The 19,817-nt window shown below is 48.0% G+C and carries 14 protein-coding genes, 5 tRNA genes and 8 pseudogenes; all 27 read left to right on the forward strand.

Annotated features, from left to right (window positions below; translation table 11 throughout):
• The first annotated feature begins 3 nt into the window (after window positions 1-3).
• A pseudogene (locus IT393_06090) lies at window positions 4-441 on the forward strand (hypothetical protein).
• 195 nt (window positions 442-636) lie between these two features.
• A pseudogene (locus tag IT393_06095) lies at window positions 637-1,107 on the forward strand (hypothetical protein).
• A gap of 84 nt (window positions 1,108-1,191) precedes the next feature.
• Window positions 1,192-1,689, forward strand: a pseudogene (locus tag IT393_06100) (M4 family metallopeptidase).
• Window positions 1,690-2,001: 312 nt separating this feature from the next.
• A pseudogene (locus IT393_06105) lies at window positions 2,002-2,400 on the forward strand (thrombospondin type 3 repeat-containing protein).
• 312 nt (window positions 2,401-2,712) lie between these two features.
• Window positions 2,713-3,162 (forward strand): annotated as a pseudogene (locus IT393_06110) (putative metal-binding motif-containing protein).
• Between the two features lie 462 nt (window positions 3,163-3,624).
• Window positions 3,625-3,870, forward strand: a pseudogene (locus IT393_06115) (putative metal-binding motif-containing protein).
• A 177-nt stretch (window positions 3,871-4,047) separates the two neighbouring features.
• Window positions 4,048-4,392, forward strand: a pseudogene (locus IT393_06120) (thrombospondin type 3 repeat-containing protein).
• A gap of 677 nt (window positions 4,393-5,069) precedes the next feature.
• Window positions 5,070-6,242, forward strand: a complete 1,173-nt coding sequence (locus IT393_06125; GenBank protein MCC7202220.1) for an aminotransferase class I/II-fold pyridoxal phosphate-dependent enzyme — start codon at window positions 5,070-5,072, stop codon at window positions 6,240-6,242.
• A complete protein-coding gene (locus IT393_06130) occupies window positions 6,242-7,552 on the forward strand; it encodes a homoserine dehydrogenase (protein ID MCC7202221.1) in 1,311 nt (436 codons plus the stop codon). The genes IT393_06125 and IT393_06130 overlap by 1 nt, the downstream gene beginning before the upstream one ends.
• Window positions 7,553-7,565: 13 nt before the next feature.
• Window positions 7,566-8,621 carry a threonine synthase gene (locus IT393_06135; GenBank protein ID MCC7202222.1) on the forward strand — a complete coding sequence of 352 codons (1,056 nt, stop codon included), beginning with the start codon at window positions 7,566-7,568 and terminating at the stop codon, window positions 8,619-8,621.
• A gap of 130 nt (window positions 8,622-8,751) precedes the next feature.
• Window positions 8,752-9,987 (forward strand): cofactor-independent phosphoglycerate mutase, encoded by a 1,236-nt coding sequence (locus tag IT393_06140; protein MCC7202223.1) that lies wholly within the window; start codon window positions 8,752-8,754, stop codon window positions 9,985-9,987.
• Window positions 9,988-9,991: 4 nt separating this feature from the next.
• Window positions 9,992-11,218 (forward strand): aspartate kinase, encoded by a 1,227-nt coding sequence (locus IT393_06145; GenBank protein MCC7202224.1) that lies wholly within the window; start codon window positions 9,992-9,994, stop codon window positions 11,216-11,218.
• 12 nt (window positions 11,219-11,230) lie between these two features.
• The gene (locus IT393_06150; protein MCC7202225.1) at window positions 11,231-12,808 is read left to right on the forward strand and encodes a citramalate synthase; all 1,578 of its coding nucleotides are present in this window, start codon (window positions 11,231-11,233) and stop codon (window positions 12,806-12,808) included.
• Window positions 12,809-13,234, forward strand: coding sequence for a SoxR reducing system RseC family protein (locus tag IT393_06155; GenBank protein MCC7202226.1), 426 nt, complete (start codon window positions 12,809-12,811; stop codon window positions 13,232-13,234).
• Between the two features lie 52 nt (window positions 13,235-13,286).
• A complete protein-coding gene (locus IT393_06160) occupies window positions 13,287-13,586 on the forward strand; it encodes an integration host factor subunit alpha (protein ID MCC7202227.1) in 300 nt (99 codons plus the stop codon).
• Complete coding sequence (locus IT393_06165) at window positions 13,583-13,897, forward strand: MerR family transcriptional regulator (protein ID MCC7202228.1); 315 nt, start codon at window positions 13,583-13,585, stop codon at window positions 13,895-13,897. Before IT393_06160 ends, IT393_06165 begins: the two co-directional genes overlap by 4 nt.
• 6 nt (window positions 13,898-13,903) lie before the next feature.
• Window positions 13,904-13,980: transfer RNA gene (locus tag IT393_06170), tRNA-Pro, on the forward strand.
• Window positions 13,981-13,984: 4 nt separating this feature from the next.
• Window positions 13,985-14,758, forward strand: a complete 774-nt coding sequence (surE, locus tag IT393_06175; GenBank protein ID MCC7202229.1) for a 5'/3'-nucleotidase SurE — start codon at window positions 13,985-13,987, stop codon at window positions 14,756-14,758.
• A 148-nt stretch (window positions 14,759-14,906) separates the two neighbouring features.
• Complete coding sequence (locus tag IT393_06180; protein MCC7202230.1) at window positions 14,907-15,551, forward strand: protein-L-isoaspartate(D-aspartate) O-methyltransferase; 645 nt, start codon at window positions 14,907-14,909, stop codon at window positions 15,549-15,551.
• A 346-nt stretch (window positions 15,552-15,897) separates the two neighbouring features.
• On the forward strand, window positions 15,898-17,388 hold the full coding sequence (locus tag IT393_06185) for a cysteine--tRNA ligase (GenBank protein ID MCC7202231.1): 1,491 nt from the start codon (window positions 15,898-15,900) through the stop codon (window positions 17,386-17,388).
• Window positions 17,385-18,134 (forward strand): 23S rRNA (guanosine(2251)-2'-O)-methyltransferase RlmB, encoded by a 750-nt coding sequence (gene rlmB / locus IT393_06190; GenBank protein MCC7202232.1) that lies wholly within the window; start codon window positions 17,385-17,387, stop codon window positions 18,132-18,134. Before IT393_06185 ends, rlmB begins: the two co-directional genes overlap by 4 nt.
• A gap of 119 nt (window positions 18,135-18,253) precedes the next feature.
• Window positions 18,254-18,424: pseudogene (locus tag IT393_06195) on the forward strand (type II toxin-antitoxin system HicA family toxin).
• A gap of 214 nt (window positions 18,425-18,638) precedes the next feature.
• A tRNA-Thr gene (locus IT393_06200) sits at window positions 18,639-18,714 on the forward strand.
• A 20-nt stretch (window positions 18,715-18,734) separates the two neighbouring features.
• A tRNA-Tyr gene (locus IT393_06205) sits at window positions 18,735-18,820 on the forward strand.
• A 398-nt stretch (window positions 18,821-19,218) separates the two neighbouring features.
• A tRNA-Gly gene (locus IT393_06210) sits at window positions 19,219-19,293 on the forward strand.
• A gap of 180 nt (window positions 19,294-19,473) precedes the next feature.
• Window positions 19,474-19,550 (forward strand) — tRNA-Thr (locus tag IT393_06215).
• Between the two features lie 140 nt (window positions 19,551-19,690).
• Window positions 19,691-19,817, forward strand: a 127-nt coding sequence (gene tuf, locus IT393_06220) for an elongation factor Tu (GenBank protein MCC7202233.1), incomplete at its 3' end; no start/stop codon positions are given.

The raw sequence follows: 19,817 nt of genomic DNA on the forward strand, positions 1-19,817 counted from the left end.
CTGATGGACACGGACAAGACCTGCACAGCGACATTTATAGATATCGGGGATCTTCAATTCAACGCGTTTCTCATGTTAAAAAGTCAGTCAGAGAAGCCGGTTCAGATCCGTTTTGAGAGAGGCATCCCACGGTTTATAGATATGCGCGTGCCAATCCCTGCGGCGTTGCAGGATAATCCTGTGGCAGCGGCGCTTGATTTCTTTATCCGCTATAAAAATCTATTGACCGATACCACTCCGCGGGAACACCCACTGAAACAGTATTATCTAAGACGGATTGTGACAAATTCGTTGACAGCAACAGGCGGCGGAAATCCGGATCCTTCCGACAGAGGACAACACCTCTTTTTTGGACAGCACATTGATGGAATCCCGGTATATGCCGCTTCCCTCGCCCTTCATATGAAAAACGGGAAGATCACCGGCTATAACGGCAATTACCTGGCAGAGCTGCCAGAGCTACCCCCTGCGTCCATTACACTTCTTACCGCCAATGAGATTGCCCTTGCAAATGTGCCGGGGAGCGATCTGAAGGTGACGGGCGTCACAAGGCTGATATACTACAACCGCGGTCTTACTGCGATAGGCGGGGGACAACCAGACCCCTCCGATAAAACTCATCTCGCCTGGCGGGTAATGGTAAGAGGTCTGGGTAATTCAGATGGCATGGGCACTTCATGGATGTATATTATAGATGCTTATGATGGGGCGGTCCTCAAGGTATTGGATCTGTCTACGGAACATAACGCGCCTCCGAAAGACTTTGAAATCTATACGGCCAGGCGCAGCACCTCTGACTGGTGCTGGAACTGGCCTGATGACAGCAGCATTGATCAATGGTTCAGTGAAGAAGGTCCGACAGAGCGGTATCCCGGAGGTGACGCCGACGGCGACAATGCCTTTACATTCAGCCATCAGGTCTACGACTTCTTTCACGACACCTTCGGCCGCCACTCCTACGATAATGACGGGGAAGAAGTAGAGGACATGATCCATGTTGGCCGGGACTGGCGCAATGCGAGGCACGATCCTTTCTGCGACCATTTCATATTCGGAGACGGCTATACTACGCTTGACGTCATGGCCCATGAATTCACACATGGCATTGATGAGAATAAAGATGGAGATGGACTCCTTTATGAAAATCAGTCGGGTGCACTTGATGAGAGTTATGCAGACTTCTTCGGTGCGATGGCCGATGGCAACTGGAAGATTGGTGAGGATATCCGTGTGAGAGGAGAAGACGGGGATGCAGGCGGGGATGCGGGTGATGGTGAGCCGGAGAGCGGCAGCCAGTGCGGAAACAACGACGATGATGACGATGACGGAGAAATTGATGAAGGATGTCCCGAGACAGGGGCTCAATGTGGAAATCTTGAGGACGATGACGGGGATACATTTATTGATGAGGGTTGCCCTGGAAGCTGTCAGGACGGCATAGATAACGGTGGCGGTGGTGCATTGGACAGCGACGATACAAATTGCCTGTTGCGCGACATGTCTGATCCGGCACGAAAAGACGACCCTGACCATATGAATAACTATGTAGATACCAATGACGACAACGGCGGGGTGCATACGAACAGCAGCATCATGAACAAGGCGGCTTATCTGATTACCGAAGGGGGAACCCATTCCGGCATTGATGTCTCCGGCCTCGGGAGGGGAAAGACAAGGCCGCTCTATTATGATGTCCTGGTCTACCGCCTGCACGAAAATGCAGATTTTACGGATGCGAGGGAGCAGACTATTGCCCAGGCATGGGAATACGTAGATGAAAATCGGCAGTATGGTCTTGACTATCGCTATGGTTTCACTGCAGAAGATATCTGCAGTATCGTCAATGGTTTTGCCGCGGTCGGTATTGGTTCGGCTGACCGGGATTGCGATTTTACGCTGGATGATGTGGATGATCAGGATGACGACGGAGATGGAGTGCCTGATGCGGACGACAACTGCCACAACCACCCGAATCCAGGCCAGAGAAATATTGATGGAGACATGTTCGGCGATGCCTGTGATACAGACAGGGATGATGACGGATGGAATAACGATGTTGACAACTGCCCGGACCTGGCCAATCCGGACCAGTCAGATACTCATCTGGTGGGTGACGGCATCGGGGATGTGTGTGATGACCGGGAAAGTTGCAGCGATGGAACTTCAGGTGATGGAAAACCATGGGCAGAGGATAACTGTCCCAACTTTTGCAACCGGGACCAGTTGGATACTGACAACGACGATATTGGCGACGTTTGTGACAGTAATGATGATAATGATTCAAGATACGACTGGGATGATAACTGTCCTGCTGTTGCCAACAGTGATCAGACTGACGCTGACTCCGATGGCGTGGGGGATGCGTGCGACAACTGCCCTGACATTGCAAACAGCGATCAGTCGGATATTGACGGGGACAATGACGGCGATGCATGCGATGATGACGATGATGATGACGGCGTTCCGGATGCGGATGATGTCTGTCCAGTTGACTTTGATCCGGAGCAGTTTGTCTTCAACGGCCTCGGATTAAACTGCTATCCGGACCTGGAGAATATCCTGACAGGACCGGATGGTTTTCAGGGACTCATAGCCTTCAGTGACCCGGCTCTGGCTGTAAGAATCCCATTGTTTCCCTGCGTGGGAGATATCTGTCCTGACTGGCTCCCTGAGAATTATCAGACAGATGTCCACATAAAACTCTCTCACGAGATGCCTGTAAGAATTGTTGATGACCGCGGGTTTGTTGTCCGTAAGGGGGTTACCGGCACTTTGCCGGGGGATGCCAGCGGAACGCAATGGGTGGAGAAGTCTCTCAAGTTTCATCCGGCGGCGGATTCCTTCTTCAGACCTCCGGCCGGACTGGAGACAGCAGGACTGAGTCAGGTCAGCGGGGAAATCCCGTTTGCACTGACTTTGGGTCCTCCTTCATTCCAGGGGAAGCGTTATTTCCTTGAGATACTCCCTGCTGGCGTTGCCACACCAGGACAGACGTATCCCTTTGAAATCAGCGTACAGAGCAGGCTGATTAATCCGGCTGACCAGGACGATGACGGCTATATCGCAGAAGACGACTGTGATGATGAGAACCCGGCGATACACCCGGCCGCACCCGAGATATGCGATGGGGCGGATAACGACTGTGATGGAAGTATAGATGAAGATCTTTCCCTGGATGATGGAAATGCGTGCACTGAAGACCGGTGTGACCCAGGCATAGGTGTATATCATGTGCTGATTAATCCTGATGATGGTAATGCCTGTACAGAGGATCGTTGCATCCCCGAGCTGGGTGTTTTCCATGAGATCATTAATCCTGATGATAGGAACGTGTGTACTGATGACCGGTGTGATCCAGGCATAGGTATCTATCATTTGCTTATTGATCCTGATGATGGAAACGCGTGCACAGAGGATCGTTGCATTCCGGAACTTGGTGTGTTCCATGCACTCATTGATCCTGATGATGGTAATGCCTGCACAGAAGACAGGTGTGATCCCGGACTTGGAATTTTCCATGCGCTGATTGACCCGGATGATGGGAACGCCTGTACAGAAGATATATGTGATCCTGTCAACGGTGTTCAGCATATACCACTGAATCCTGTCGAGGTCTGCGATGGTCTGGACAATAATTGCGATGGACAGATTGATGAAGGGGTGACGGAAACCTGGTACCGGGATGCGGACAACGACGGATACTCCAACGGGTTCAGGACAGAAAGCTGTGATCAGCCTGAAGGATTCCGAAAGGTATGGGAGCTGACGGATGTCTCGGGTGATTGCGATGACACCAATGCGGCAATCAATCCATCCGAGGCAGAAGTCTGCGGAAACGGTGCAGATGACGACTGCGATGGTGTCACCGATCCATTGGACAGTGACTGTATTCATGTATTAACTCTCCCGGGACAAAATGTTGTGGTTACACCAGTAGACCCCTCTACCTGGACAACCCCTGTTACCATTCAATTCAGCGATGTGACAGGGAGCGGCATTACCGGGGTTACTACCAGCGGAACAGGGCAGGCGCCCCCTCCCGGATTCATGCCGGGTGCTCCGCCGCTCTACTATGAGATTTCAACAACTGCTGCTTATCAGAATGAGATTGAGATATGTATCAATTATAGCGGGATTAGTTTTGTCGCTGAATCTGCCATTAAAATGTTTCATTACGAAAATGGGAATTGGGCAGATGCGACCACATCACTCGATATTCTGAATAATATTATTTGCGGAAATGTATCATCTCTTTCACCCTTCGCGATCTTTGAACCAGACTGCCTGGATACAGACGGCGATGGTCATACAGACTGCGTTGACAATTGTCCGCGTATTGCTAATCCGGATCAGAGGGATACTGATAGTGATGGGAGAGGGGATGTCTGCGATCATACTCCCCTTGGAGTCTGTTTGGGCAGACCTGTGACACTCCGTGGGACAGATGGCAATGACATCCTCACAGGTACACCAGGTCCGGATGTGATAGATGGCCTTAATGGAGATGATTTGATTAATGGCCTTGGCGGTAGTGATGTTATCTGTGGAGGCAATGGTGCAGACATCCTTAATGGTAATGCCGGTATTGATTACCTGGACGGCGAAGATGGACCCGACACCCTGAACGGCGGAGATGGCAGCGACTGGTTGTCCGGCGGCGCTGGAGACGACAAGCTATACGGAAATAACGGATATGATATATTGTCAGGAAACGCCGGCGATGATTTACTGGATGGCGGCGCCAATCTTGATATTTGTATCGGGGGGGCTGATGTCTCTGCTGATAAGGGAAAAAATTGCGAAATTTCGATCGGCATACCCTAAGAGGGCGATTTTATTTATGGATTTTTGTGATCTGGAATGCAAATATGCAAGATTTCCTGAATCTGAATCAGTAGATGGTTCTGGGAGCTGCAGGACATTTGTTGCCCTTTATTGTAAGTTAAAAAAGAGATTAGTTTACAAGAATCAATCCTGCCGGGACAAGAAATATCCTGAAAAGAAGGTTTGACAATCCGTCGAAATATCTTTAATATTTAATAATTTAAGGAGGGTACAGGGACAATTATATGCGAGAATTTACAAGAATACAGAGACTGCCGCCGTATGTGTTCAGCATCGTCACTTCGATGAAAATTGATGCCCGCCGGAGGGGTGAAGACATTATAGACCTTGGTATGGGAAACCCTGACCTTGCAAGTCCGGAGCATGTAGTGAATAAACTGTGTGAGGCAGCGAGAAACCCAAAGAACCACAGGTATTCTGCATCCAAGGGTATCACCAAACTCAGGACTGCCATGGTTGACTGGTATAAACGCCGCTATAATGTTGATCTGGACCCTGAGAACGAGGTTGTTGTAACGATTGGCGCCAAAGAAGGAATATCTCACCTTGCCCTTGCCACAATAAATCCAGGTGATGTTGTAATGGCTCCAAGTCCTACATATCCGATTCATCCTTACAGCGTGATAATCGTAGGCGGTGAGGTCAAGAGCATTCCCCTGAGGGACGATTCGGACTTTTTTGAAGACATGTGCAGCGCATATAAACAGATGTGGCCGCGTCCTAAAATGCTTATCATCTCCTTTCCGCACAATCCTACCACTGCTGTAGTTGACCTGGGCTTCTTTAAACGTGTCGCAGACTTTGCAACAGAAAACGATATTATGGTTGTTCACGACATATCTTATGCAGACATAGTGTTTGACGGATATACCGCCCCAAGTTTCCTTCAGGTTCCAGGCGCTAAAGATATAGGGGTTGAATTCTTTTCAGTGTCAAAAAGCTATAACATGCCGGGGTGGCGTATAGGTTTTTGCGTTGGGAACAGGGAAATGGTCGGAGCCCTTACAAAGATTAAGAGTTATCTCGATTATGGTGTTTTTCAACCCATACAGATTGCCGGAATAATTGCTCTTAATGGCCCGCAGGATTGTGTGCAGGAGACGGTCAATACATACAGAAAGCGCCGGGATGCGCTTGTAGATGGTCTTGCAAGGGTTGGATGGGATATTAAGAAACCTTTGGGCACTATGTTTGTCTGGGCAAGGATACCTGAGCAATTCAGGCATCTTGGTTCTCTCGAATTTTCCAAGCTGCTATTAACGGATGCAAAGGTTGCTGTCTCCCCCGGCATTGGTTTTGGTGAGTACGGCGATGATTATGTAAGATTTGCCCTCGTTGAGAATGAGCGGCGTATAAAACAGGCTGTACAGGGGATTAAGAAGGTTTTGTGCAAATAATGAAGGATAAGATCGGCATAGGTCTCATAGGTCTCGGCACAGTCGGCTCCGGTGTGGCGGACATCCTGCACAGGAACGGGGAATTGATAAAACGCCGGTTGGGTGTGCCTGTTGAAATTGTGAAGATCCTTCGCAGGAACCCTGATAAACCATTACCGTCAGGTTTATCAGGACAAATGGTGACCTCAGATATAAAGGATATTGTGGATAATCCGTCGGTTGACATAGTAGTTGAGGTAATGGGAGGTCAGGAACCAGCCAGGAGTTATATATTAGCTGCTATAAAAAATGGTAAACATGTGGTAACGGCTAACAAGGCCCTTCTTGCCATGAGCGGAGAAGAGATATTTCATGCAGCCTCTTCCGTGAATATTGACCTCTACTTTGAAGGAAGTGTCTGCGGCGGCATCCCGATTATCAAGGCCATACGGGAAGGTTTGGCTGCCAACCGGATTGAGAAGATTTACGGGATAGTAAACGGTACCTCAAACTATATAATGACTAAAATGACGAATGATGGCCGGGAGTTTGGAGACGTCCTGCGGGAGGCGCAGACTCTCGGGTATGCAGAGGCTGATCCTGTGTTTGATGTGGATGGAATAGATGCTGCGCACAAGCTTGCTATCCTTGTGACTATTGCCTTTGGCACTCCTGTAAGTTTTAAGGAGATATATACGGAAGGAATCTCCGGCATATTACCTGTGGACATAAGCTACGCAAAGGAATTTAATTACAGGATCAAGCTCCTTGCAATCGCAAAGATGAAGGATGACAGCATAGAGGTCAGGGTGCATCCGACCCTGATTCCCTGGAATCATCTGATAGCAACGGTTGATGATGCATTCAACGCGGTTTATTTAACAGGAGATTCAGTTGGGCCTACGCTTTTCTACGGCAGGGGGGCAGGGGATTTACCTACAGGCAGCGCTGTAGTGGCTGACATAATAGATGTTTCGAGAAATATCCTGAACGGCGGGTGCGGGAAGATCCCTCCGGCCTCTTTTAAGGAAGGCATGAGGGCGCCTCTGAAGATATTAAACATATCTGAAATTACTTCAATGTACTACTTCAGGTTTACTGTGGTTGACAAACCCGGGGTATTGTCAACTATATCCGGGATACTTGGGGAGCATAATATCAGCATTGAATCTGTCATACAGAAGGGCCGGAAGGAAGGATGTAATGTCCCGCTGGTAATGATGACGCACATGGCGCGCGAGCGGGATGTGCGAAACGCCCTTGCGAAGATTGACCGGTTATCGTATGTGCCGGAGAAGACTGTCATGTTAAGGGTTGAAGAGGGCAACTAATGAGGAGACGTTAATGCATTGGAAAGGCATAATTGAACAGTACAGGGAATACCTGTCAGTTTCTGACAATACACCGGTTATTACACTTAATGAAGGTAATACGCCGCTAATTGCCTGCAAGAACCTTACAAAGGCTATCAATCCGGACATTTCCATATTCTTAAAGTTCGAAGGGGCCAACCCAACAGGATCATTCAAAGACCGGGGTATGACTATGGCCATATCAAAGGCCGTTGAAGACGGGGCACGTGCAGTCATCTGTGCATCTACAGGCAATACCTCTGCTTCAGCAGCGGCCTATGGCGCAAGGGCTGGTATAAAGGTTTTTGTCCTTATTCCTGAGGGCAAGATTGCCATGGGGAAGCTGGCACAGGCAATGATCCACCAGGCCTGCGTCATCCAGGTAGACGGTAACTTTGATGAGGCGCTCTCCATTGTCAAGGGGGTGGCAGAGGAATATCCTGTTACCATAGTAAATTCAATAAATCCCTACAGGCTGGAAGGGCAGAAGACAGCGGCCTTTGAGGTATGTGATCAGCTCGATGGTTATCCTGACTATCACTTTCTTCCGGTTGGGAATGCAGGGAATATCAGTGCATACTGGATGGGTTATAAGGAATTTAGCAAGATTGGTAAAATCAATGGTCTGCCGAGGATGATGGGTTTTCAGGCAGCTGGTTCTGCACCGATTGTCCTGGGACATGTAGTTGAACATCCAAAGACTATAGCAACAGCGATAAGGATCGGGAATCCTGCAAGCTGGAAGATGGCGGTAAATGCTGCATCTGAATCCAAAGGTGCGATTGACATGGTGACAGATGAGGAGATACTTGAGGCATACAACATGCTGGCATCTCTTGAAGGGGTTTTCTGTGAGGCAGCATCAGCGGCTTCAATAGCCGGTGTAATAAAGAAGAATAAGGCAGGTGTTTTTTCCGGAGGGGAAAGGGTTGTATGCACCCTTACCGGACATGGTCTCAAAGACACTGAGATGGCAATCAATAGGTCAGCGGCTCCCGTTACAGTTAAAGCGGATAAGGGAGAGGTGTTGAAGGTATTAGGCTATTAAAAGAGGATGAAAATCCCCCTTAGTCCCCCTTTACAAAGGGGGGAAGTATTTCCTCTCTGCATAAAAGGGGGAAATCAGCTCCCCCCTTTAGAAAAGGGGGGATAGGGGGGATTTGAACGGAGATCATAAGATGAAATACATAGTTCTCGTAGGTGATGGCATGGGTGACTATCCTGTGCCGGATATTGGCAACAGGACGCCGCTGCAGGCTGCGAACAAGCCCAATATGGACAGGCTTGCAAAAAATGGCGTGTTAGGACTGGTCAAACTTGCGCCGGATGGATTTTATCCAGGGAGTGACGTGACTCAATTAAGCCTTCTTGGATATGATCCGGCCATCTATTATACCGGCCGCTCACCACTTGAGGCTGCAAGCATAGGTGTATCGCTGGGAGAGGATGATGTGGCTTACAGATGCAATCTCGTAACGCTTACGCGAGATGGGCAATATATATCCACGAATGTTGCGGCTGATGCAGTTATGGATGACTACAGCGGCGGGCATGTTGGGACTGATGAAGCCAGAGAGCTCATCTTAAGCCTGGACAAGGAGCTTGGCAGTGAGGTCCTCCGTTTTTACCCAGGTATAAGTTACCGTCACCTTATGGTGTGGAAGGGTGGAGAGACAGATGTAAGGTGTACGCCGCCGCATGATTTTACAGGAAAGCCCCTTTCAGGCCGCCTTCCTGCAGGTCAGGGGGTGGAAGTGCTGACTGACATTATGGAAAGGGCGCTCCACATCCTGTCATCGCACCCAACAAACAAGAAAAGGCTTGACAGGGGCGATAAGCCGGCTAATGGTATATGGCTTTGGGGTCAGGGCAAGGCGCCGAAATTAAAGACATTCCACGAAAAATACGGCCTTAGCGGTTCAATGATAGCGGCTGTTGATCTTATGAGGGGAATAGGGAAGTATGCCGGTTTTGACATCATTGATGTACCAGGGGCTACAGGCTATATAGATACTAATTACAGGGGTAAGGCAGAATATGCATTGAAGGAACTTGAGTCTAAGGATGTTGTATATATTCATGTGGAGGCTCCTGATGAGGCCGGACACAACGGTGATATATCCGGCAAGGTTAAGGCTATCGAGGAGTTGGATAATAAGGTCATTGGCACAGTCCTGAATGGCATGAAGGATAAAGGGCCTTTCAGGTTCCTGATACTTTGCGATCACTGGACGCCGGTCAGCACCAGGACGCATACACCTGAGCCTGTCCCGTTTATCCTCTATGACAACGGTGAGGGCAGCAAGTCAGGCCGGTGTTATGATGAAGCAAATGCAGAGGCCAGCGGTCTGTTTGTAGAGGATGGGACTAAACTGATTGATATGCTGGTAAGAGTGTCACCTTCAACAGGATAACAATATGCTGATAGTCCAGAAATATGGCGGTACATCTGTAGGCAATGTCGAACGTATAAAGAACGTTGCAGCCAGAGTGGCAAAGACCCATGCGGAAGGTCACGATGTCGTGGTGGTTGTGTCTGCGATGAGCGGGGAGACAGACAGGCTTGTTTTACTTGCACATGAGATTACAAATTCACCTGTGGAAAGGGAGATGGACCTGCTGCTTTCATCCGGGGAGCGTGTAACAATCGCACTGCTTGCAATAACATTAAACAGCATGGGTCATGCAGCCAGGGCATTTACAGGAAGGCAGGTCGGTATTATTACGGACAGTACTCATACCAGGGCGAGGATTGAGCATGTCGGAGCTGAAAGGGTCCGTGAGGCGCTTAATAGTGGTATAATACCTGTAGTGGCCGGTTTTCAGGGGATAAGCGGGAATTCAGATGTAACCACGCTTGGCCGGGGAGGGTCTGATCTTACTGCTGTGGCCATTGCAGCGGCGCTAAAGGCAGACCTTTGTGACATTTATACCGATGTTGATGGCGTTTATACGGCTGATCCTAATGTTGTCATGGAAGCAAGGCGGCTTGACAAGATCTCATATGAAGAGATGCTGGAGCTTGCGAGCCTTGGCGCAAAGGTGTTGCAAAACAGGTCTGTGGAATATGCGGCTAAATACGGGGTTAAGGTGCGCGTCTTGTCTTCATTTAAGGATGGCAATGGCACACTGCTGGCAGAGGAGGATGAAGATATGGAGAAGGTCGTTGTCTCCGGTGTTACATGTGACAGGAATCAGGTCAAGGTTACAATTGTTGGAGTACCTGACAAGCCAGGTATTGCGGGAAAGATATTCGGGACTGTCTCTGATGCCAGCATTGTGGTAGATATGATAATCCAGAATGTAAGTCAGGAGTCGCTGACAGATATATCCTTTACTGTTCCCCGTGCAGACATAACAAAGACTAAAGAGATTATGACCGGCATTGTAAAGGATATCGGAGCCAAAGAACTTGCTGTCAAAGAAGACATTGCAAAGGTCTCTATTGTGGGAGTGGGCATGAGATCACATTCCGGTGTTGCAGCCAAAATGTTCAGTACGCTGGCTGCAGAAGGTATAAATATTATGATGATCAGTACGTCTGAGATTAAGATTTCCTGTGTTATTGATTCAAAATATGCAGAGCTTGCTGTAAGGTCCTTACACAGGGAGTTTGAGCTGGAGAAAAAGATTCACACTATGTGAGGATATTTTAAAGTGAGAGATGTTGAAATATATGATACAACTCTGCGTGATGGCGCTCAGGCTGAAGATGTTTCGTTCACCCTTGAAGATAAAATAAGGATCACTGAGCAGCTCGACAGCCTTGGGATACATTTCATTGAAGGGGGGTTTCCCGGGGCAAATCCCAAGGATACAAGGTTTTTTCAGGAGGTAAAGTCACTCAGACTGAAGAAGTCCAGGATTGTTGCCTTCGGAAGCACTCGCAAGGTTTCGAACAAAGCAAAGGGCGATCCAAATATCGAGGCGCTTCTTGATGCAGACACAAGCCATGTTACCATAGTCGGCAAGAGCTGGGATTTTCACGCTACCGAGGCCCTTGGTGTTACATTAAAGCAGAACCTCGATATGATTGCAGACTCCGTATCATACCTGAAGTCAAAGGGTAAAACGGTCTTTTTCGATGCAGAGCACTATTTTGATGGTTTCAAATCAAATCCTGAATATGCGATACAAACACTCAGGACATCTCTGCAGGCCGGCGCCGATTGCCTTGTATTGTGTGATACTAATGGCGGCACACTGCCCGGCGACATAGGCAGGATAATAAAGAAGACCCGCAGTGAATGCAAGGCTGCTATGGGCATTCATTGCCACAATGATTCTGACCTTGCAGTGGCCAATTCAATTATCGCAGCAGAAGCAGGCATAAGACAAATACAGGGGACCATCAACGGACTTGGAGAGCGATGCGGAAATGCAAACCTGTGCTCTATAATACCCAACCTGAGGCTGAAACTCGGTATAGATTGCCTGTCTTTGGAACAGTTAAAACATCTGCGCCGCGTATCACATTTTGTCAGCGAAATAGCGAATATTACACCGGACAGGCATCAGCCCTATGTTGGAGATAGTGCATTTACGCATAAGGGCGGTCTGCACGTTCACGCAGTCAGGAAGAAGGCGATGACATACGAACATGTAAATCCTGATGCTGTAGGCAATGTCAGAAGGACTCTTGTATCTGATTATTCAGGCATCAGCACAATCGTACAAAAGGCCGGTGATTATGGCATAGCAATAAAACAGGATGACCGTCCAAAGCTAAATGAGGTCTTAAAGGTCTTGAAAGAGATGGAAGAGCAGGGATATCAGTTTGAGGGTGCAGAGGGATCGTTTGAATTACTGATGAAGAAGGCGCTCAATCTGCACACGAGATTTTACAATCTGATAGGTTTCAGGATTATTGTTGAGAAAAGGCGTGAGGATGAAGCGCCGATTTCCGAAGCGACAATTATGCTGAATGTTGACGGTGAGACGGAACATACGGCGGCAGTGGGAAATGGTCCGGTCAATGCACTTGACAATGCACTCAGAAAGGCGCTTGAAAAATTTTACCCATCCCTTCGGGATGTTTCCCTGTTGGATTATAAGGTGAGGGTGCTGACAGGAATGAAGGGGACTGCGTCGAGGGTCCGCGTTCTTATCGAGTCAGGTGATAAAGATAAAAAATGGGGAACAGTAGGAGTATCAGAGAATATCATAGAGGCAAGCTGGCAGGCCCTGGCTGACAGTATAGAGTTCAAACTGCTCAAGGATAGTGAGAGGTCATAGATGGACAACAGCATGATTGAAGAAGGTATTGTTGTATCGGTCTCAGATGGCATGGCAAAGGTGCGTGCTGTCCGCGGGAGTTCCTGCGGGGGATGTGCGTCCCGGTCCATGTGTCATTCCTCTGAGACCACTGATGTCATCATAGAAGCAAAAAATGAGGCAGGCGCCCATGTTGGTGAAAGAGTCGAAGTTGCAGTCGGGCCAAAGACCTTCTTAAAGGCGTCCTTTATAACTTATATGCTTCCCCTGATTACTTTTTTCATAGGCGCCATTGCCGGTAAATATATCGGCGGTAGTGATGTCTGGGCAGCGCTCGCAGGTATGTTTACGATGCTGTTATGTTTTATTGGTGTATGGCAATACAATAAGACACTGCAGCGGGGGAGCAAGTACCACCCTGTAATAAAGACGGTCTTATCTTCTTGACAGTGAGAACTGTTTATAATAATATTTTCAAGACGTTAAGGGAGGGTCTGATGTGAAAAAAGTTGACATAGCCAATGAACTTTATGAGAAGATCGGGATTTCAAAAAAAGAGGCGTTGAATATCGTAGAACTTGTATTAAATACCCTCAAGGAAGGTCTTAAAAACGGTGAGACAGTAAAAATTGCAGGCTTTGGAAATTTTGTTGTCAGGAGCAAGAGAGAGCGCAAGGGGCGAAACCCAAAAACCGGCGAGGAGATTGGTATAAAGCCGAGAAGGGTAGTTACATTCCGGCCCAGTCACATCTTCAAACAATATATCAGTGAGGCAGGGGACAAAAGAGCTGATAAGTGAAATTGTTTTACAAAATAAGTGAGGCCAGCAGGATAACCGGCCTTGAGGCATATGTTTTACGTTTTTGGGAGACAGAATTCCCTGAGATTGCCCCGAGAAAAAGCAAGGGTGGGCAGAGGGTTTACGAACAGAAAGATATTGAAAGGATTCTTAGAATAAAGAAGATGCTTTATGAGGAAGGTCTTACGATTGCAGGCGCAAGAAAGAGGCTTGAGGAACTAAAAGGTAAAGCTGTACCTGCCGCCCCCCCTGTAAATGTAATTGACAGGGCAATAGATGAGTTGGAGGGGGTGCTTAATATACTCAAATAAAGAAATCGGGGCGTGGCGTAGCCTGGTAGCGCACTCCCTTGGGGTGGGAGTGGTCGGCCGTTCAAATCGGCTCGCCCCGACCATATCATGCTTATCTTAGTCTCCAATGATGATGGTGTTCAATCACCCGGTATTCGTATTTTAGCCGATGCACTCAGATGTATGGGGGATGTCTACATTATTGCACCTGACAGGGAGCGGTCTGCAGCAGGTCATGCACTGACACTCCACAAACCGTTGAGGCTCGATAATCTTGGCAATAATATATATGCCGTTAATGGCACCCCAACGGATTGTATAAACCTTGGTGTAAATGGCATTCTTCACAGAAAACCGGATCTGGTGGTCTCAGGTATCAACAGGGGAGGAAACCTCGGTGATGATGTTACTTACTCAGGCACTGTTTCAGCTGCATTTGAGGGAACGCTTCTTGGAATTCCCTCTTTTGCAGTCTCGCAGGTAGCTGACAGCGACTACAAATTTGAGACCGCTGCAGGATTTGCCCTTCAACTGGCACAGATGATCAAGGAACGGTCGCTCCCACCGGGAGTCCTCCTGAACGTGAATGTTCCAAATGTTGATGCAGGCAGCATCAGGGGTATCAAGATCACCCGTCAGGGTAAGAGGATATATGATGAAAATGCTATTGTCGAGAAGGTTGACCCGCGCGGCAGGAAATATTACTGGATCGGGGGGAGCAGACTATCCTGGGAGGATACAGATGACAGTGATTTCTCGGCAATTGAGCAGAATATGATTTCTATTACTCCATTGCGGCTCGATCTGACTGAGTATAATGCCATAAAGGAACTCCGCCACTGGGAATCTGTACTTGATGAAAGAATGAAGGAAAAGGCATAGAATCAGGGATGAAATGTCATGAGCCGGGAGCGGGAATCCAGACCGATGGCTTGATTCTGGATTCCCGCTCCCGGCTTAAATCCTGCGGGGACATGTTCCGTGGGAATGACGGGTACCTGGGGGCATTTTCAAGTGAACCTATATTACAATGACTGATTTTGAAGAACAGCGCAACGCCATGGTGGATGAGCAGATTATACCGCGGGGCATAAAGGACGGACGCGTATTATCTGCCATGAGGAGAGTCCCGCGGCACATCTTCGCAGGGAAAGAGCTTGAATGGAGGGCATACGGGGATAATGCCCTTCCGATTGGCGAAGGCCAGACGATATCGCAGCCCTATATGGTTGCGGTTATGACTGAGGCCCTGGAGTTAAAGGGGGATGAGAAGGTGCTGGAGATAGGGACAGGCTCAGGTTACCAGGCTGCTGTGCTTGCTCAACTGGCCCGGTCTGTTTATACAATGGAAAGGATTGTGTCTCTTTCAGTACGGGCTGAGACACTAATGAATGATCTCGGGTATTTCAATGTCATTTTCAGGGTATCGAACGGCACATTAGGCTGGAAAGAGGAGGCGCCGTTTGATGGCATCATAGTAACAGCCGGCGCTCCGGAGATCCCGGAAACCCTCATTGAACAACTTTCAGACGGGGGCCGGCTCGTCATTCCTGTAGGAGACCGGTATTCACAGATGTTAACAAAGGTAGTTAAGACGGCTAAAGGTATAGTTACCTCACATCTACTTTCATGTGTGTTTGTGCCGCTGATAGGTGATTACGGGTGGGATTTATAGTGAAGTCCAAATCCGTTAATTTACGGAATTAAGTATGGATGTCCCCGAAATTTTGAGTGTCCCGAAAATGTCATTCCCGCGTAAGCGGGAATCCAGACCGAGGCCTGATTCTGGATTCCCACTCCCTGCTTAAATCCTGCGGGGACAGGTTCCGTGGGAATGACGGGTACTTAGGGGTGTTTTCGAGTGAACCGTCATGAGCATCAGGCTCACCAAGGTTAATGAAAACGTTATTCCCGCGTAAGCGGGAATCCAGACCGAGGCCTGGTTCTGGATTCCCACTCCCCGCTTAAATCCTGCGGGGACAGGTTCCGTGGGAATGACACGTAGATAGGGGCGTTTTCAGGTGAGGATATATAACACATTAACAGGCAAGAAAGAGATATTTGAGCCATTAGTCCCAGGCCACGTTGGCATGTATGTCTGTGGTGTGACTGTCTATGACGTCTGCCACATCGGGCATGCGCGGAGCGCCCTCGTCTTTGACGTCATAAGGAGGTATCTCGAATATAAGGGATTCAGGGTCTCATTCGTAAAAAACTTTACAGACATAGATGATAAGATCATCGCAAGGGCCCATAGGGATGGGCTTGACTGGAGACTTGTTGCAGAGAAATATATTAATGAATATTACAGGGACATGGAGTTGCTTGGTGTCAGGAAGGCGGATATAGAACCAAAGGCAACTGAACATATTAATGAGATGCAGAAGATGATTGGGTCGTTAATGGAAAGTGGATATGCCTACACAGTTGACGGCGACGTATATTACAGGGTAAACAGATTCAACGATTACGGAAAGCTCTCAGGACGTGATACAGAGGAGATGCTGGCCGGCGCCCGCGTTGAGGTGGATGAAAGGAAAGAAGACCCGCTTGATTTTGCACTCTGGAAGTCTTCTAAGGAAGGTGAGCCTGTATGGAACAGCCCCTGGGGGGGAGGGAGGCCGGGGTGGCATATTGAATGCTCTGCCATGTCAATGAAATACCTTGGACAGACATTCGATATCCATGGCGGCGGCAAGGATCTGATATTCCCGCATCACGAGAATGAGATCGCACAAAGCGAGGCAACCACAGGAAAGCCATTCGCCAGATACTGGATCCATAACGGCTTTGTCAATGTAAATCAGGAGAAGATGTCAAAGTCTCTGGGGAATTTCTTTACCATCAGAGAGGTGTTTGACAAATATCCGTATCCAAAAGAGATCACTGCTGAGGTGTTAAGATATTTCCTTATCGCAAACCATTACAGGAGTCCGGTTGATTTTTCAGATTATGGCATGGATATTTCACACGCAGCGCTTGACGGGTTCTATGCAATGCTTCAGAAGGTCGAAGAGGCAGGTAATGGCGATGTGACAATGGCATTGCCGGACGAGGGTATCAGGTCTGCTATAGAAGTATGTAAGAAAGAGTTCACAGAGGCCATGGATGATGATTTTAATACGGCTGCTGCTATAGCAAGTCTGCAGATGTTAAGGAAAGAGGTAAATACAAAAATTGAACATGGGATTTCACGGAATATTTCAAGTGAGATAAGAGGTCTGTTCAGGACATTTGGCGGAGTCCTTGGTCTGTTTTTTATTGACCCATTTAAGTGGAAATTTATTAAAGTTGAAATTAAACCAAAGGCAGGGCATTTGATCTCTGAAGAGACTATCCCCCGGATTAGTGTTTCTCTGTCAGATGCAGAGATTGAAAAACTGATAAAAGACAGAGAGGATGCGAGAAGGGGAAAAGACTGGAAAAGGTCAGATGAGATAAGAAAACAGTTGTCAGATGCAGGAATAGTCCTGGAAGACAGACCGGATGGCACTACAAGGGTAAAACGTTGAGCAGGGACAAAGATGCGTTATTTGGGATCAACACACTCCTTGAGGCGCTTAGGTCCGGCACAAGGGATTTTGACAAGGTATATATTGCAAGAGGACTGCATGGCAAGGCTATAGATGAACTAATCAGGTTGTGCAAGACAAAGAACATTGTCATCCATTATGAGGGCAGGGATGCAATTGACAGGCTGTCAGGTACGACAAAAAATCAGGGCGTATTTGGCGTGGCTGCTGCCAAAGAATACTCAACTGTTGAAGATATCCTGGAATTATCACAGAAGAGGAATGAAAAGCCTTTCATCCTGATTCTTGACGGGGTCGAGGACCCCAGGAACCTCGGGGCCATAATAAGGACTGCAGAAGGGGCCGGCGTGCACGGCATTATCATACCCAAACACCGGGCGACCGGTCTTACTGATATAGTAGCACGGACATCGGCCGGCGCCATAGAATACATACCCATAGCAAAGGTGACCAATATAACTCAGACGATTGAGCGTCTAAAAGAGCAGGGTATATGGGTTTATGGCCTCGATATGACCGGGGAAAAGATGTATTACGATATGTCATATTCCACCCCGCTGGCCATTGTGATTGGCGGAGAGGGTAAGGGAATAAGGGAGCTGGTCCGCAAGGCATGTGATGAGGTAGTAAGGATTCCGCTTTTCGGTCAAGTAAGCTCATTAAATGTATCTGTTGCTGCCGGAGTAATCCTGTTTGAGATAGCGGCACAAAGAATGAAAGCCTAAATAACCCAACGTATGTGCTAACAGCAACATACTCTGAGTACCCATAGAATGCATATTGACAATAATACGGCTAACTTATAGGATAGTCCTCAACGAAAACGAACCGTTTGAGGTGGCGGTTGGCTAAACTCCGTGTTCTTTCCGGCAAAGAAGTATGTGCTATTCTTGCCAAACACGGTTTCCTTGAGGTGCGCAGACGAGGCAGCCACATCATAATGCAGAAGAAATTGCCTCAGGGGACGACAACAGTATCAAATTTCCCCCTTAAGAGGGTTGCAAGTCTTGCGGCCTCGAGCAGGACATCTTTCTGCAGGTTCCTTAGCTTCTTATCTCTCTCCTGTAAGATCGCAATTAATGACATTGTACAAGTCCCTGGATTTTGTGATATTAATGATAGAAGGATTTATCTGAGGTGTCAAATATTGACTCAAATATGCCTGCCATTTGCTTTAAACAATTCACACTTGACTTAATATTTTATTCTTATATAATATGTAGGTTTTCGCTGGCGTAGCTCAGTCGGTAGAGCAGCTGATTTGTAATCAGCCGGTCGGGGGTTCAAATCCCTTCGCCAGCTCCATTGGCATATGGAATGTGTGGGGGGAGGTACCCAAGCGGCCAAAGGGAACAGACTGTAAATCTGTCGCTGTATAGCTTCGGAGGTTCGAACCCTCCCCTCCCCACCAGGGTCGTCCTGCGGACGACCACTTATAGCTTATAGCCTATGGCTTATAGCTGTAAGGTAACATTTTTATAAGTAAGCTGTTATAAGCAATAGGCTAACAGATAGTTTACAGGACAGAGCATAGCAATGAAGGGTAAAAGAGATTTTTCTCAAAAATGCCCAGATGCGGCGTGTTAGGTAAGCAAACAAGGATGTAAGAAATGGCTTTAGACAAGGCGGACGACGAGGAAAGCCGGAGGATTTAAGTTAGTAGGAGGTGAATCTAAGGTCGAGATTTTTCTCAAAAATGTCCATATGCAAGGAAGGATGTAAGATTTAAGGCGAGGCGTACTGTGTAGTATGTTGAGGCTTAAATCTTACATCCTGACGCCGCAGATGGGCGTTTTTCAGGAAAATCTCGCGGGAGTAGCTCAGCGGTAGAGTTCCAGCCTTCCAAGCTGGCTGTCGCGGGTTCGAATCCCGTCTCCCGCTCCAGGGTCGTCCATGGACGACAGTGAAGAGAGTTTGCAGGGCAGCACAAGGAACAAGGTTTTTTCTCAAAAATGCCCAGGTGCAAGGAAGGACATTAAATTTGAGGTGAGGCGTACTAGTTGGTACGTTGAACCTCAAATTTAATGTCCTGACGCCGCAGATGGGCGTTTTTCAGAAAAAACCGCCCTTGTAGCTCAGTCGGTTAGAGCACCTCCTTGGTAAGGAGGAGGTCACCGGTTCGATTCCGGTCAAGGGCTCCAAATAGGAAGCAATGAGTTAGAAAAAGCAATGAGCAATGAGTGTAAAGCAAAGCCGGGTAGTGGTTTTGCTCATTGCTCATTGCTCATTGCTTTGAACTCATTGCTTGCTGACAGGATGCTTAAATAAAGGAGGCTGCAAGATGTCAAAGGCTAAGTTTGAGAGGAAGAAGCCGCACATAAACGTAGGTACTATAGGTCATGTAGATCATGGTAAGACTACACTGACGGCAGCGATAACGATGTTATTGCACAAGCGTGGACTGGCAG

It is taken from the genome of Nitrospirota bacterium, assembly GCA_020851375.1.
Classification (GTDB): domain Bacteria; phylum Nitrospirota; class 9FT-COMBO-42-15; order HDB-SIOI813; family HDB-SIOI813; genus RBG-16-43-11.